The sequence below is a fragment of the Bifidobacterium oedipodis genome (assembly GCF_012932425.1).
Classification (GTDB): domain Bacteria; phylum Actinomycetota; class Actinomycetes; order Actinomycetales; family Bifidobacteriaceae; genus Bifidobacterium; species Bifidobacterium oedipodis.
Window position 1 is genome coordinate 165,055 of record NZ_JAAIII010000005.1, and the last position, 15,120, is coordinate 180,174.

Annotated in this window: 14 protein-coding genes; 9 read left to right on the plus strand and 5 right to left on the minus strand. The window is 57.2% G+C overall.

The genetic code is table 11. From position 1 onward, the window contains the following. Window positions 1-186: 186 nt before the first annotated feature. From G1C95_RS09060 to rplL, 3 genes are all read left to right on the plus strand, one after another. On the plus strand, window positions 187-1,191 hold the full coding sequence (locus tag G1C95_RS09060; RefSeq protein WP_169172631.1) for a LacI family DNA-binding transcriptional regulator: 1,005 nt from the start codon (window positions 187-189) through the stop codon (window positions 1,189-1,191). Window positions 1,192-1,478: 287 nt separating this feature from the next. Next, entirely contained in the window at window positions 1,479-2,000 is a 522-nt protein-coding gene (rplJ, locus tag G1C95_RS09065; RefSeq protein ID WP_100496342.1) for a 50S ribosomal protein L10, read from the plus strand. Window positions 2,001-2,112: 112 nt separating this feature from the next. Beyond that, window positions 2,113-2,493 carry a 50S ribosomal protein L7/L12 gene (gene rplL / locus G1C95_RS09070; RefSeq protein WP_169172632.1) on the plus strand — a complete coding sequence of 127 codons (381 nt, stop codon included), beginning with the start codon at window positions 2,113-2,115 and terminating at the stop codon, window positions 2,491-2,493. A gap of 117 nt (window positions 2,494-2,610) precedes the next feature. Here rplL and G1C95_RS09075 read toward each other — a convergent pair whose 3' ends face one another. Continuing rightward, window positions 2,611-3,816, minus strand: coding sequence for a type II toxin-antitoxin system HipA family toxin (locus G1C95_RS09075; protein WP_169172633.1), 1,206 nt, complete (start codon window positions 3,814-3,816; stop codon window positions 2,611-2,613). Beyond that, a complete protein-coding gene (locus tag G1C95_RS09080) occupies window positions 3,813-4,178 on the minus strand; it encodes a hypothetical protein (protein ID WP_169172634.1) in 366 nt (121 codons plus the stop codon). Before G1C95_RS09080 ends, G1C95_RS09075 begins: the two co-directional genes overlap by 4 nt. A 281-nt stretch (window positions 4,179-4,459) precedes the next feature. Between G1C95_RS09080 and G1C95_RS09085 the strand changes: the two genes are divergently transcribed. The 4 genes from G1C95_RS09085 (at window position 4,460) to G1C95_RS09100 (ending at window position 11,112) form a co-directional block, all read left to right on the plus strand. Further along, window positions 4,460-5,770, plus strand: coding sequence for an MATE family efflux transporter (locus G1C95_RS09085; protein ID WP_169172710.1), 1,311 nt, complete (start codon window positions 4,460-4,462; stop codon window positions 5,768-5,770). A gap of 100 nt (window positions 5,771-5,870) precedes the next feature. Continuing rightward, on the plus strand, window positions 5,871-7,292 hold the full coding sequence (locus tag G1C95_RS09090) for an FHA domain-containing protein (protein ID WP_169172635.1): 1,422 nt from the start codon (window positions 5,871-5,873) through the stop codon (window positions 7,290-7,292). An 8-nt stretch (window positions 7,293-7,300) separates the two neighbouring features. Beyond that, on the plus strand, window positions 7,301-10,909 hold the full coding sequence (locus tag G1C95_RS09095) for a helicase (protein WP_169172636.1): 3,609 nt from the start codon (window positions 7,301-7,303) through the stop codon (window positions 10,907-10,909). 2 nt (window positions 10,910-10,911) lie between these two features. Next, window positions 10,912-11,112, plus strand: a complete 201-nt coding sequence (locus G1C95_RS09100) for a hypothetical protein (RefSeq protein WP_169172637.1) — start codon at window positions 10,912-10,914, stop codon at window positions 11,110-11,112. A gap of 97 nt (window positions 11,113-11,209) precedes the next feature. Here G1C95_RS09100 and G1C95_RS09105 read toward each other — a convergent pair whose 3' ends face one another. The 3 genes from G1C95_RS09105 to G1C95_RS09115 all read right to left on the minus strand — a co-directional run bounded on the left by G1C95_RS09105 (window position 11,210) and on the right by G1C95_RS09115 (window position 13,060). After that, window positions 11,210-11,800: an SAF domain-containing protein gene (locus G1C95_RS09105; protein ID WP_240947512.1), complete on the minus strand. Its 591-nt coding sequence runs from the start codon at window positions 11,798-11,800 to the stop codon at window positions 11,210-11,212. 314 nt (window positions 11,801-12,114) lie between these two features. Then, window positions 12,115-12,300, minus strand: a complete 186-nt coding sequence (locus G1C95_RS09110; RefSeq protein WP_169172639.1) for an FmdB family zinc ribbon protein — start codon at window positions 12,298-12,300, stop codon at window positions 12,115-12,117. Between the two features lie 115 nt (window positions 12,301-12,415). Next, a complete protein-coding gene (locus G1C95_RS09115) occupies window positions 12,416-13,060 on the minus strand; it encodes a 5-formyltetrahydrofolate cyclo-ligase (protein WP_169172640.1) in 645 nt (214 codons plus the stop codon). Between the two features lie 582 nt (window positions 13,061-13,642). Between G1C95_RS09115 and G1C95_RS09120 the strand changes: the two genes are divergently transcribed. Both G1C95_RS09120 and G1C95_RS09125 read left to right on the plus strand, forming a co-directional pair. Further along, window positions 13,643-14,341, plus strand: a complete 699-nt coding sequence (locus G1C95_RS09120) for an HTH domain-containing protein (protein ID WP_169172641.1) — start codon at window positions 13,643-13,645, stop codon at window positions 14,339-14,341. A gap of 36 nt (window positions 14,342-14,377) precedes the next feature. After that, complete coding sequence (locus G1C95_RS09125; protein ID WP_169172642.1) at window positions 14,378-15,091, plus strand: GNAT family N-acetyltransferase; 714 nt, start codon at window positions 14,378-14,380, stop codon at window positions 15,089-15,091. Window positions 15,092-15,120 lie beyond the last annotated feature (29 nt).

The following is a 15,120-nucleotide window of genomic DNA, read 5'->3' on the forward strand; positions in this document are numbered from 1 at the left end:
ACGTTCTGAACTGTCTCCCATTTCCTGTGCCCAAGAAATGGGAGACAGTTCATTCTGCCGTGGGGCTCTCGCATATATCGGATAAGCGTGGGATATGTGGTGTGGCATGGCGCTACGTAGCGGCGATTCGAAACAAGAACGTTTATAAGGCCGTCTACAGTGGGATGAAGTCGAAGGAGGGATGTCATGGCCACACTGCGTGATGTCGCTAAGGAAGCGGGCGTGTCCGTGGCCACTGCCTCAGTGGTGTTGCGGGGGGAGCCTGGCTTTAAAACGGAAACGCGTGAACGTATTCTCGCGGCCGCTGAGAAAGTGCATTATCGGGCTAATATATCTGCCCGTTTTCTCAAACAGGGCACCAGCGGTGTGATTGCGTTTGTTGTACCAGAGCTCGGCAATCCATATTTTTCCGATCTCGCGTGGGCTATTTCCCAAGCGGCAGCGAAACGTGGATATCAGATTGTGGTGCAGCAGACCAATGCGCTTGTAGGCGGCGAGCGTGATGTGCTCAGCCGTATCAGCGCACCGATGTGCGATGGGCTGATTGTGAACTTACATAACGTATCCGAAGACGAGCTGCGCTCTCTTATCGGCGATCATCCGGCTGTGCTGTTTGAAGACTATGCCGATCATCCGGCATATGACAATGTGACATTGCCATTGGAAGCAGCATTTACAACAGCTGCTCAGTACCTGCGTCGGCAGGGATATGAGCATGTCGCTCTTGTAGGAGGCAAGCGATTCGATGATGACGAATTCGCGTCCGTCGGCCGCAACACTGGTTCGGGAATTGCGCTTCATGCTCTTGTTGAGTCAGGGTTGAGCAGCGAATCCGACACCATTGCGTGCGAATGGACAGCCGACGGCGGTGCCAAGGCTGCGGCCACCATCATGCAGGCAGACCTTGGGTATGACGCGTTTTTGTGCATGAACGACCTTATCGCGTTTGGTTTGATTCGTGGCCTTCAAGGTATGGGGGTTCGTGTTCCACAAGATAAGGCGGTATTCGGATTCGATGGAGTGAGCCCTGCTATGTACTCATCCCCACTGTTGTCCACTATTGCATTGGATTTTAAGGGCATGGCAGAAGCGGCGGTATCCATGGTGATTGACCGCATCAAAAGTGACGGTGAGATTCCGCCGCGTTGCCAGACTGCGGGATTTCGCCTTGTGCGAGGTGAATCCGCATAATCGCTGCGGTCTTGTGTAACGACCGCACGACACGCCCGGATTGTACATGAGTCCGTGCGGATGGGTATAGTAATCGACTTGTAAACCACAGACCGTTGGTTGAAGTGTGCGTAAGTGCATTTCCGAAGTTTGGTTCGCCAAGCCAGCGCAGGTTGAGAGATATAAGCCCGTAAGGGTTCGCAAGGAAACTTGCGAGGTTATGTTGCTCTGCCTGTGCGCAGGGCTTTTTTGTTGCCCGGCCTCCAGTTCCAAACTCCAAGTCAACGGCCGACTTAGGAAGGAACGCCATGAAGAGGCCCGAAAAGGAAGTGGTGGTCGCCCAGCTTACGGAGCAGTTCCGTAATGCTGACGCCGTCTACCTGACCGAGTACCGCGGGCTTACCGTTCCGCAGATTTCCGATCTGCGCGAAAAGCTAGGCCGCGATACTTCCTACACTGTGGCAAAGAACACGCTGGCTCGCATCGCTGCCAAGGAAGCAGGCATTGAAGGTCTGGACGAGATTCTCTCCGGCCCGACCGCCATCACCTTCGTGAAGGGTGACTTCATCGAGGCTGCGAAGGTCATCCGTGACTTCGCCAAGGACAACAAGGCTCTTATCATCAAGGGTGCCGCCGCTGACGGCACCGTCTATGATGCCGAGGGCGCCAAGAAGCTGGCGGATCTCAAGTCCCGCCCGCAGCTGCTCGCCGAATTCGCCGGCGACGTCAAGGCTACGATGGCCAAGGCCGCGTACCTGTTCAACGCTCTGCCTACCAAGGCTGTGCGTACGATCGACGCCCTGCGCGAAAAGCAGGAGAAGGCTGCCTGATCATAGCGCTCGTCGCTTGAATCAGTCGCTTCGATAATTAAATAAACAAAGGTTTATTGAGATTCCGGAGCTACCACTTCACCCGGAATCCAAGAATTGAAAGGAAGCCATTATGGCTAAGTACACCAACGATGAGCTGCTGGAAGCCTTCGGCGAGATGACCCTGGTCGAGCTCTCCGAGTTCGTGAAGGCCTTCGAGGAGAAGTTCGACGTCGAGGCTGCTGCTCCGGCTGCTGTCGCCGTTGCTGCTGCTCCGGCTGCTGCCGCTGCTGAGGAAGAGAAGGATGAGTTCGACGTCATCCTCTCCGCCGTCGGCGACAAGAAGATCCAGGTCATCAAGGCCGTGCGCGCCATCACCTCCCTCGGCCTGGCCGAGGCCAAGGCTCTCGTGGACGGCGCTCCGAAGCCCGTGCTCGAGAAGGCCAAGAAGGAAGACGCCGAGAAGGCCAAGGCTCAGCTGGAAGAAGCTGGCGCCACCGTCGAGCTCAAGTGATTTTCGCGGCTTGAAGCCGCAGTCACTCGCTGACAACTTCTTGCAGAAACCCCGCGCATCTGAATCTCTCAGATACGCGGGGTTTCCGCTATTGTTGTGTTGTTCAATTTCAGTTATTTATTGCAGTTTCTCTTTCCACATTCCAGTGTTGACTTTCTTCAGCACATCAAACAGTCTGTCTTTCATAGTTGACGGCATACCATCGCACGCTGCGTCAAAACGTTCCCATACTTTGTTGGATATTTCAGTGGCGATGTCAACTACACGTTGTTCATCCAAGCCGCATTCATGCGACAGCTTGGCCCAAGCGTTTTTATCAACCCATTCTGCGTATTCGGCATCGCCGATAGGCATAGCGAGTTCCTGATCCAGCCCAATCCAGTAGCGCGTAGGCATGGCATCATACATAGGCGACAATTTCACGGTGCCATCATCTAGCATCAGCGAATAGTTCTTAGCGTGGGCATCACAATTGCCTATGCTCACGTTGAATGCCAGTTGTTGGATCCATTGGTACGCCAGCTCATCATCAGGGCATGCTACTCGCAGGATATTCACACATTCAACTGGCATTGTGGAATACATGTCCTCCATCGGCTTGCCCAGCGCTTGTTGCAGATCTTCCATATGCAGCCGCTGTATTTGACCATTGTTGATACGGCGGTCGAAGCGCTCCACAACGTACACCTGTTCATCTTCGAATGTCGCTACCGTGGTATGCGGCACCTGTAATCCGCATAGGGCAGCCAAGTGCATTCCTGTATGTTCCAAGTAAGTGGCGTTGCTATAGTCCACTGAATCTGGTTTGAAGATATGCGTAGATGGCATACCGGCGTTCGGCCATGCCCAACGCTTGTTCAAACGCGTGAGCGTGAACTTGCCCTGTCCACCAGCTATGGAGAAGCGGCATCGTTGATCTTTCTCCCACCATTCGCTTCCCATACGACGGATGGCTCGGATGCGCTTAGCTATGGTTCCTTCATCCACATATTCGACGCCTTCCGAACGTAGATCAGGCATGATGTCGGAGGAAGAAAATATCAGTCCTCCGGTGGCATCCACACGGTCAAGCAGATCGAATGGATTGATGGAATCCTTATGCAGGCTGTCCATCATTGCATAACGTGCCTTGCGACTGGTCGGCAGCAGATTCTCCAGAAAGTTGGCGGGAGCATCCTGCTGCCAGCCGCCGTCTCTGGGCAGACTGAGACTGATCGACATATGGGGAGCGGCATCATCATACTGGAAACTGACATGGCCGTCTTCTTCAGTGAACAACCCAACATACCGATTCGCCCACCATACATTCAATGTTCGGCTCATATTGTTCCCCCTAGCGCGATGGTGGCGAACTCCGTAGGGAGCAAGAATGGTTCGATATGTAATGTGTCGAATACGGGTTGCGCATATTCGATATCCGCTGCCCCCACATCCTCCAGCTGGTCGACAACTTTCACCGGCACTCTGGATTGGACGGCAAGCTGTTCGCGGGTCAGCATCATGCGCTCGCGTTCCTGTCGGACTGTTGCGCGTACGGATTCCAATGTGGGCAGACGCTTCGCCCGAACGGTGGACGTGTGTGCGTACTGATCGGCCAGTTTGGTGAATTCGACGAGCTTACTGTCGTAGCGCTCCCAGAGATCATGTTGGAAGGAGCTTTCGGCTAATGCGTCGGCGTTTTGCATGAATCGTGCTCCTCTCATTCTTGGGGTGCAATGGTTGGGCTGGAACGGTGTTGGCGTCCGATTGACTGATGCCGCAAGAGTTACTGCAATAATAGTGCATGTCAGCAAACCAAGACTGTGACTAGGTGAGCGATAATGTAGCAATCATTCGCCGAGACGAATGGGGTGGTGGCATTATGGTCGGGCATACACTGAGGCGCGTGAATCAGGTGGAGCAGACAGTTAAGCAAACCGGAGTGCACGGTATCAAACGTGCCAGCGCGGATGCAAAATATCATCAGATGACCGAACAGCCGGTGGACAGGTTGATTCTGAAGCTGTGCGCGCCGGCGGTGCTTTCCAACTTGGTCACCATGGCCTACAACCTCACCGACACCTATTTCATCGGGCGGCTCGGCACCTCCCAGTCCGGTGCCATCGGCATTGCCTTCTCCGTAATGACCGTGTTGCAAGCCTTGGGCTTCTTCTTCGGCAACGGTTCCGGCAATTCGATGAGCCGCGAGCTGGGCAAACAGAACAACGATCGTGCCGCTAGGCTACTGGCCGTCGGATTCGTGGGTGCCTTCCTATCCGGACTGATCGTGGCGTCCATCGCCTTGATCACACTGCCGCATCTGGTGATGATGCTTGGCTCAACCTCCACCATCGCGCCCTACGCCGTCTCATATCTCACACCGATCCTATGTGCCGCGCCGATGGTATGCGGTTCGTTTGCACTGAACGGATTGCTGCGTTACCAAGGCCAATCCATGTTCGGCATGATCGGATTGGTTACCGGCGCGGTACTGAACTTTATGCTGGCACCGTTGTTTATTTTTGTGCTTGATATGGGCATTTTTGGTGCGGGACTTGCCACCGGCATCTGCCAGAGCGTGAGCTTCGTGTTGTTGACAACGTTCGCGCGCAAGTACGGCGTAATCAAACTATCGTTGCGGCAATGCCGGCCGGATACGCTGCTGGTGCGCGAGATTCTCGGCGGTGGTCTGCCGTCTCTGGTGCGTCAGGGTGCAGGCTCCATCGCTACTACATGCGTGAATATCGCCGCCAACCCCTTTGGCGACGCAGCCATCGCCGGCATGGCTATCGTTATGCGCATCATGCTGGCCGCCAACTCCGTTGTTGTGGGTCTAGGACAAGGCTTCCAGCCGGTGTGCGGCTACAATTTCGGCGCGGGGCTGTTCGACCGCGTCAAGCAGGGGTACCGGTTCACCGCCACGCTGTCCACTACGGTATTACTGGGCTTGGCTGTGCTGTTGTTTGCTTTCGCGCCCGTTTTCGTTGAGGTGTTCCGCTCCGACCCGGATGTGGTTGCGGTAGGAACGCTGGCCCTGCGTATCCAATGCATCACCGTGGCAGTGAACGGCTACAACATGGCGTCGAATATGATGCAGCAAACCATCGGCAAAACCGGCGTGGCCAGTTTCCTGGCCATGTGCCGCACTGGTCTGTTCCTGGCACCCGTGGTGCTGATACTGCCGCACTTCCTTGGCGTGTTTGGCGTGCAGTTGGCTCAGTCCGTGTCTGACGTGCTGACGCTTCTGGTCACTATCCCGTTGCAGAATCGTGTATTGGCTGGATTAAAGACCCGCTAATTGGCGGAAGTTGTCAATGAACCGACTTGACATCCGTCGAAAACCGGCAAAAGATGACACAATGGCACGTGAGTGTGAAGCGTATCGAGGAGGCAACCAAGTGAGCGAATGGACGGTGCGGGTAAACGGTGCCGATCAGGCCAGCGTCAAACCCGGCGAGCGCATGGAAATTGGGCGCAAACCGTTGCGCCCCCTGGCCGACGATGGCAATAGACGCCTTGACGTCGTCGATAGCACCAAGTCGATGTCCAAACGCCACGCCCTGTTTGAAGTCAAACCCGGCGGCTCGGCAATCATCACCGATCTGAGCTCCACGAATGGTTCATATGTGGTGCGCGACAATGGCGATTTACTCAGACTTCCGCCCGATACTGAATTCATGTTGCCGACCTCACCCATGCGCATGCAGTTCGGTGATGTGCCGGTTGATTTTGTGATGGTCGAGGACGATGACACCGCTGATGATCAGCCTGTGGCCAACCTGTTCGGCTATGCGGTGAACGAGCCTTCGCCCGAACCGGACGCCGCCGATATGTCGGTGGACGATATTTTGGACCTGCGTGCGGGGGAGCCCACCACCATGTTCCGCGCTTCGAATGTGAAGCGCAAGGTGGATTCGCTTGATATGGAGCCGCTTGCCATTGTGCAGCCTGTGACTGAGCCGGAGGAACCCGCAAAGCCGCGTGACCTGTTCGTTGATGCCATGGCGCAGCAGAATGCCGATGAACTGGCAGAAGCGGATCGTGCGCATGCTGAGCTTGCAGCGCAGGTCGCGCCGTCTGCTCAGCCTGTTCAGGATACTCAGGGTGGGCAGCGTACTCAGCGCCCGGATTCGCCGGCTGGCGATCCGGTGCGTTCCGCCATGCATGATGTGGTGCCGGTGGAAGCGATTGCCCATGCCGTGGTCAGGCCTGTCGAACCGGCTCAGGTTGAACAGATCCAACAGCCGGTTGCAATGGTTGCTGATGCTGCGGCCGCAGTAGCACCTGAAGCATTGGCTGATGCGCCGAGCGAAGCAGACGTTGCCGAGCTGGCTGTAGCCGAATCGAATGCTACTGAACCGGCCGCTGCCGAAGCCGCCGAATCTAACGAACAGGTGGATGCAACGCAGTCTGCGCAATCTGCCGCGGACGATGAGTCGGCAGCAGATAAAACCATTGCAGTGGAAACGTCCGCCAATGTTGCTGCGGTGCAAACGCAGGATAATGCCAACGCCGGTGACTACACGCCTGCCTTTGAGGCCGGATCCGTGTTCGAACGCGTGGCCAAAGGCGAGTTCAAAGCCGCCGAGGAAGTGATTGAGATTGACGGTCTCAATTCGACCGACGCCAAAACCACGCAGGATTTCTCCACACAGTTCGAAATGGCGCGTCACCCCGAATTGCTGGCCTTCCTTGCCATGAACCCATATTTATACGATGACCTGTATGCCTGGCTTGCCGCACGCGGTGAGCGGGATATTGATGAGGCACTGGCCCACAACTCGGGCTATCAGGAATACCGCGAAGCGGTTGGAAAGTGAGCCCACAGATGACTCAAACAAGCACTACGAACGTTGCTTCCGGCTTGGATCATATTCGCCGTTGGCGTGACCAATACCGCAGCATGCTGGCACCCACCCCGCTGGAGGATGTGAACCAGCTGGCCGCCAAACTTGATATCACGCACGCCCACCCCTCGGGCATCGCCCAACTGTTCGCCTCTGGGCACGTGACGCTGGAATCGCTGTTCCGCGACAGCGGTGTGCTCAAGGCCGCCGAACGCCACGTGTCTCGCGTGCTGGACGATCAAATCGCCAAGCAGCGCGTCTCCGGCGTGGCTGAACTGTCACTGGTGGTCGGTGTGGCCACATGGAAAGGCAACGCACTGCCCGTGCTGCTGTACCCGGTGCAGGTCACTACACCAGATCATGAATCACCCATGATTCGCGTGATCGGACGTGTCAAGCTCAACACGGCGTTCGTTACCGTGCTGCGCGAACAAGGCGTTACCCTCGACGAATCCTCACTGTTTGACGGTTCCACCTATGAAAGCGGTGCGCCGGAAACCTCCGCCATGTTCAGCCGCATCACCGCAGAGGCTGCGGAAAACATCGCCGATTTCACCATCGAACGCCAAATCGTGCTCGGCTGTTTCATGGATCCGAACGCGCTGATCATCAACGAAAGCCAGCAACTGATCAACGAACTGGAAAACGGCGCCACCGGCAATACGCTACTCGATGCGCTCGCCGGCCATGAAACCGCGCAGGCGAACCTGCGGGATGCGAAACTGCCGGACTATAGTCCCTTCGATGTTGATCCGCATGCCGAATATGAGGTCGGCGATGTGGATAATACCGTACGGTATGCCGCCTCCTTGGCTGCGGACGGCCATAATATCGTGGTGGACAATGCCAAAGGCAGTGCCGACCAGGCTGTGGCTATTGCCGCACGTTGCCTGATGAACGGCCGCTCGGTGCTGTACGTGCCGGGAGCCGGCGAACAGCGTCGTCGTTTCATGCAAACGGTATCGGCCAACGAATTATCCGGGCAGATGCTGGATGTGGCCGATGAGAACGCCAAAGCTGCTGTAGACAAGCAGCTGATTGCCGCCGTAGGGTTCCAGCCTGGGGTTGCCACGCAGCGATTCGACCAGTTGGCCGATGAGCTGGTTGGTGTACGTTCGCGTCTGACCCGTTATTTGGGTGAGCTGCATGGTGGCAGCGATAAATGGAAGGTTTCGGCCTATGAAACCATCCAGAACCTCGCCCGCATCTCCACCCTGCCCACGCATCCGGCCACGCATGTGCGACTCAGCGAACAAACGGCGCTGCGCGTGGGCAACGATATGGACGCTTGGATCAGCAAGCTTGAACGCGCCGGCGAACTCGGCGAATTCACCATCGGGCCGGACGATACCGCCTGGTATAAGGCTTCCATCACCTCCGAAGACCAGGCAGTCAAGGCGTACCAGCGTGTGGATGACCTGCTGCGCCGTTATCTGCCTGCCACCCGCGAGCAGGTAGCCCGCACTGTGGAAACCTGCGGGTTCCCCGTGCCTGCGACTGCACACGAGTGGGGACGTCAGGTCACGGTGCTCAAGAATCTGCGCCGCGTGCTCGACGTGTTCCAGCCGGAGATTTTCGAACGTGACATCGAATCGATGATTGAGGCTACCAAACCCAAAGCCGCGCGCAAGGTGGAGGGTACCACCATGGGCTTCTGGGAACGCCGCCGCCATGTTAAGGAAGCCAAGGGGCTGTTGCGTGTGGGTGCCCAGGTCGAGGATCTGCACGAGGCGTTGAAGGTGGTGGCCAAGCAGGGTGAGCAGTGGCATCAGTTCGTGCCTCACGGCGGCTGGCCGGTGTTGCCGAACAAACTCGATGACATCATCTCCACCCAGGATGAACTTGGCAGCAACCTGATGGCGCTGGATGCCATTCTGTCCACCACGCCGGCTGGCGGTAACCTCGAAACCTCTGACCTCAACAAGGTTGAAGAGCGACTCAAAGCGCTGCTTGACGACCGCAAGGCGTTGGATACATTGCCTGAACGTTGCCTGTTGGAGCAGGATTTCAACGGTTGCGGCCTGGGCGAGCTGGTTGAGGATTTGACCAACCGCCGTATTGAAGTCACCCAGGTGCGTGGCGAAGTGCAGCTTGCTTGGTGGACCACGGTATTCGAGGATATCGTGCGCTCCTCGGCCATCATCTCCAATCAGGATGGCTCCGCCCTGCAAGCCGCTTCCGACCGATTCGCCCAGGTTGATGTGGAGCATGTGCGCTCCATCGGCCCTATGGTGGCGCAGGAATCGATGCGTCGCCTGTGCGATATGCTGTTCTCGCGCACGCAGGAGGCCAACCAGCTGCATACTGTGCTGGCCGGGCGCTCCAACGTGGCGTTGAGCCGTGTGCGCCGTGATCATCCTGAGATTCTGGCGGCTGCCAAACCGATTCTGGTGGCTACTCCCGGCACTCTGGCCGCTCTCACCGAACCGGGTGTAATTGCCGATGTGGCGATTCTTGACGCGTGCGCGCATATGCCTTCCATCGAACTACTCACTGTGCTCAGCCGTGTGCGTCAGGTGGTGGTGATTGCCCATTGCCAGACGGTCACCTCGGAAGGCGTCAAGCAGCTGATCGGCATGCTCCCGCACGTGCAGATCGAAGCTGCCCCGGTGCGCCGTGCGCCACGATTGGCCGCATTCCTTGAATCCGAAGGCTATGGTGCCGTGCGTTTCGACGCCGCCACTGAGGCGGCAGCCGGCGAAGTGAACTATCACCGCATCGAAGCCAATGGTGTGCCCGTTATGTCGTCCGGTCTGGTGGAGTCCAGTCAGCAGGAGATTGAAGAGGTTATCCGCCTCATCACCGAACGCGCCTCAAGTTTCACCATCGTTCCGGCCAGCTACCTGCTGGTGGTGGTGAGCCTGACCGAGGTGTTCCGCATTCGTTTGGGTGCCGAGCTCAAATCGTTGGCGTCCAAGTCCAAAGAGATGGGCCGATTCCTGCGCCATGTGCGCATCGTGTCGCTCAAGGATGTCGCCGGCTGCCGCGCCACGGATGTGATTCTTTCGCTGTGCTACGCCAAGACCACGCATGGTCGTTTGCTGCAACAGTTCGGCATAGCCGACAGCGAAGCGGGACGTGGCATGCTGCTGGATGCGTTGGCCTTGGCCGACCGCAATCTTGACATTGTGTCCGCATTCGGCACCGAAGACATGGACTCCGAGCGCCTGCACCAAAGTGGTGCGAAATTCCTCAAGACCATGCTCGGCTGGGCCGAGCAGCTTGATGGGCGTTCGGTGTTGCCGGTGCGCGACGCCGAAGGCAGCAATGTGCTGTTCGCTGACCTTGCCGAACGTATTCGTGCGCGCGGTTTGGATGCTGCGGTCGATTACGGTTTCGATAAGGGCGTGAAGATTCCTCTGGTGGTCGGTTTGAAGGGCAAGCCGTTCGCTTTGGCTGTGCAAACCGATGATGCGAACTTCATGTCGGTGCAATCCACCCGCCGCCGCCATCGCCTGTCCGCACAGGATTTGATTTCCCTGGGTTGGAACGTGATGACCGTGTGGAGTGTGGGTGCGTTCGTGAACCCCGATAAAGAGGTTGACCGCATCATTGCCCGCGTTGGCGAGATTTACCGCGAGGTCGAGTAATCATGGCTGAATATTCGGCCTCGCGCCGCACTCCGCGTGCACATAAGCGCGTGGTGATGAAAGGCACTGAGCGTTTCGACGCCGATGGCGTCAAACTCGAACCCGGTGACATGCAAACCTCTCAGCAGCGCGCCGCGGATGACGACAAGCGCATCCTCGGCGAGCTGCCTCCGCATTGGGCTGTGTTCAATGAGCGCCAGTAGAGCGCAGCTGTTGCTCCGCGCTGGCATGCCCTATCAGCAGGATGCGGTCATACGTGAGTCGCGTGCGAAGGGTGGGAACCGGTATGGGATGGTGCAACTAGCGCATCACTGCCATAATCGCACCGGCCTCCTGTAACGCCATCACACGCGCCGCTGCCTGAGGATCCATGGCGAACGAGACGGTCTGGACTCCCTGACTCAGGACGTTGCCATTACTTGAAGCGGAGCCATAACCATAATCTTCCGAATCGGATATATGGGCACCCATAACTAATGCATCGTCGGTCAAGGTACATTCCTCACCCTCGCAGCCGACGGCCGACACCAGGCGTACGCGATCACCAGCCAGTAGCTCTTCGGGATTGCTGGCCAATCTCACCTCGATAACGGTGGTGCCGGTTGGGGCCAATGGTGCGTCCCGTGCCATATGCGTGGAAATCGGATCGTTGACTTCGATGGTGATTTGGGCGACTTTGCCCGTCACCTGCTCAACCTGCGTGAGTATCGACGGTCCGATAAGCGATTGTGGTGCGCTGATTATTTGTACATCATCAGCTCTGATTACCGCACCTCGTTCAATAGTTTGCGCTGCCACCGCCATTGGTGCGGTCGCAATCGTGGACAACACTGCTTCTAACGCGCACCACACGGCGAGACCTGCGCATAATGCTGCGGTCAAGCGTCGCATAACGTGCAATGCACGCCTGCGTTGCAGCGAGCCGCGGGCTGGCGGTTTGAACAAGGATAAGGTCACCATGCTCTCATGGTGAGGGACGAATCCGCGGCTGCGCAAGCCAGAACGACCTATGTGCATCGAGCTTGCGAAGTTATCCACAATGATGATGTATCGCCAGTGGCTAACGTCCGCAACTCTTTTCTGAACTCACCTATCGCGTTCGGTACATATACAAAAATCCCTCGCCGCCACAACAGGAGTGAGGGATTCAAGGCAAAGTTTCAATGCGGACGAATTGGCCCGCAGTGCTGTTGAACCAGCCGGTACTACTTACCGGACTTGTCAGTGCGATAGAAGCCGTGGCCCTTGAACTCGATCGGCACGGCAGAATACACCTTATGCACCTGCTCTTCGGAGCACTTCGGGCACACTGTAATGGCGTCGTCGGTAAAGGACTGAACTTCGGTGAAGTCGTAGCCGCAGTTCTTGCAGCGGTAATGATACGTAGGCAACGGATTCCTCCAACAAGCTTGTTCGTAACGCACAGACTGGGTTCGCCATGCCGTGCAACCGTTCATATCCTAGTCGCCACCCCGACACATTGTCGTGTCCAAACAAGCTGGCGGCTTAATGGGATGATAATGCGGATGGGGTGGGTTGGTGTAGCCATGTGAAGCTGGTTGGTGTGAGTATGGCATCGGCGGGGACGTCGTGGGGTTCGGCAGGTAGGTTAAAATCCAAGACCTCCCACGGCCAGCATATGGCGATCAGCGGGCAGCCAGGATTCCGCTCGGCAAGAGCGCGATCGTACCATCCGGCGCCACGGCCCAAACGGTATCCGCGCGGATCGACCGCCAGTGCTGGGGCAAATACTAAATCCGCTTGTGCCAAAGCCTGAGGATTGAGCAGGGGAGTATCTGGTTCGTCAGGACGTGCGCCATTGCCAGCTGCCACGTTGGTCTGTTGAAGTTGATCCAAGGAAGACAGTACGCTCCAACCGATGTCACGTCCGCTTCCCAATCGCGGAACCAGTACGCGGCAATTCTGATGCAGCAGGAAGCCCAATAGCGGGCGGGTTTCGATTTCCGTGCCCATCGACACATAGGCGGCCACTGTTAGCGTGTGATTCTCCAATTCGGTGAAAGAGCTTGATGCTAGCAAATCGTTCGGAAGCATCAGCGGCAGCTTGCCACCAGCGGCTTGCCTTTCTGCAGGCGTGGTGAGCTTGCGCCGTGCGAATGCCTGATGCCGCAACTGATCCTTCTGACTCATGGTGACGATTATAAGGATCCTTGCACCACTCTACTGGTGCATTGCAACGTGTATATGCCGTTTGCGGCGCATTGTCGAGTTTGCGAAGAGCTATCTGAAGTGTGTATGCGGAAGCGTCAATGAGGGGTCAGAGTGGACAAGAAAACAGGCCAAGCGCATGCTATATGAGATATTCGCAAAATACTCGGGGGTATGCGAAAGGGGTTTGCGACGCATTGCCAATGCTTGCATGACAGGTGAAACCCCCATGTAATTCACCCTATTTGGGGGCTTGCAGGCGCTGCGGCAGCGTAACTAGCGTGCGACTTTGTACAGAAGTATCCGCCCGATGGATACGAGAGAGACCGGTGACGAGGATGTACCTGCGGAGCCGGAGAAAGCGTGCGATCATGCAAAAACAGAAGACCCCCCCCCTATATGCTAAGGTCGTGGCTGCGCTGCTAATGGCCGGTGCAGGCGTACTGCTGCAGCGCAAGGCCGAAGTCGGTCACGCGACGGGAACCGCGGCCCATCATGCCCGGTAACCGAGGTAAATGTGAAGCAGGTCCAAGGCCAAATCGCAGTAAAACAAAGACAGTCCACATGAGGACTAGTCCGACCAACAGAAGCCGTACCTTTACTCGTTCGGAGATGCGTTACCTGAAGATGCTTCCGGCGGTGGCAGGGGTAAGTGCCACCCGCATCACCTACAGCGACGAATTCCGCGACGAAGCCACACGCCGTTACTTGGCCGGCCAAAGTCCCGTACAAATCTTCCGCGAAGCCGGTCTCGACCCCAGCTTGGTCGGATACAAGCGTATCGAGCGTTCGTTTGCGCGATGGAAGGCGGCGGCGCGTTCGGGGGCATCCGGAACCCGAGCGGCCGGTACTGCCAGTTCGCCCGGCATCCAGCACACAAGCTCCGTCACAGCTGAACCCAGCATTGATTCCATGATCAGTTCCAGTAACAACACCGTGCCTAGTGCGATTGAACGAGCCTGGAATAACGCCGATCCCAAAGTGCGCGAGGCAATGGGAGAGCCAAAGACTGCGCGTGATGAGGATTCCCGCGACCATCTCATCGCTCGGCAAGCTCTGCGGATTGCTGATTTGGAAAATCTGGTGGACAGGCTGTATCGGGAAATCGACGACTTACGCAAAGCTGGAGAGCGAACAGCCAAGGAGCGAACGGCCATCGAGCGCAAGACCAACGAGCGCAAGACAGGCGATTGTAAAGCCATCAATCACCGAGCCGTTGGTCGCAGCACGCGCAACAGCTCACAAAGCTTCCCACGCGGATGACCATATCCGAGCCATCCGCCCGCAATTCGCTGCGGCATGGCTACAATACCTTCCGTGTCAGTATTCCAGTCCATCAAAGAGGCCATCAGTCCCAGCAGTCGCAATGCCATTCGCCCGCCGAGGCTGAGCCATCCGGCGCTGCCCATTGTGTTGCGGCCGCTGACCCTCGACGATGCCGACGAGTGGAATGACGTGCGTTGGCGCAATAACGACTGGCTGGCACCTTGGGAATCCGGCGATCCCGCGCATGGCGGTCCCATCAGTTACAACCAGTGGGTGCAACGTCAGCGTCGCAACGAGCAACGCGGCACCGACGTGGTGTTTGCCATCGAATACCAGATGCATATCGTCGGTCAGATCTCATTGGGTGCGATTTGTTATGGTGCCATGCGCACCGGCATCATCGGCTATTGGGTGGATCAGCAATACATTGGCCGCGGCTTCGCGCCCATGGCTGTGTGTTTATTGGCTGACTGGGCGCTCGGCGATCCGTTCGGCCCGGCCCTGCATCGTCTTGAAATCGCCATTCTGCCGGAAAATACGCGTTCCCTGGCCGTGGCGCGCAAGGTCGGCGCGCATCATGAGGGCTTGCGTGAACGATATATGTACGTTAATGGCCGGTGGCGTGATCATGTCACGTTTGCACTCTTGGCAGAGGATCTGCGTGAAGGTTTCTGCGCGCGTCTGGCCGCGAGCCGCGCCGAAAGCGGCGTGGCGCAACGGCTGCGGCCCGACACGCCCGAAGCATAAGACTTCAGTTCGTCAATGAGTCTCCTATT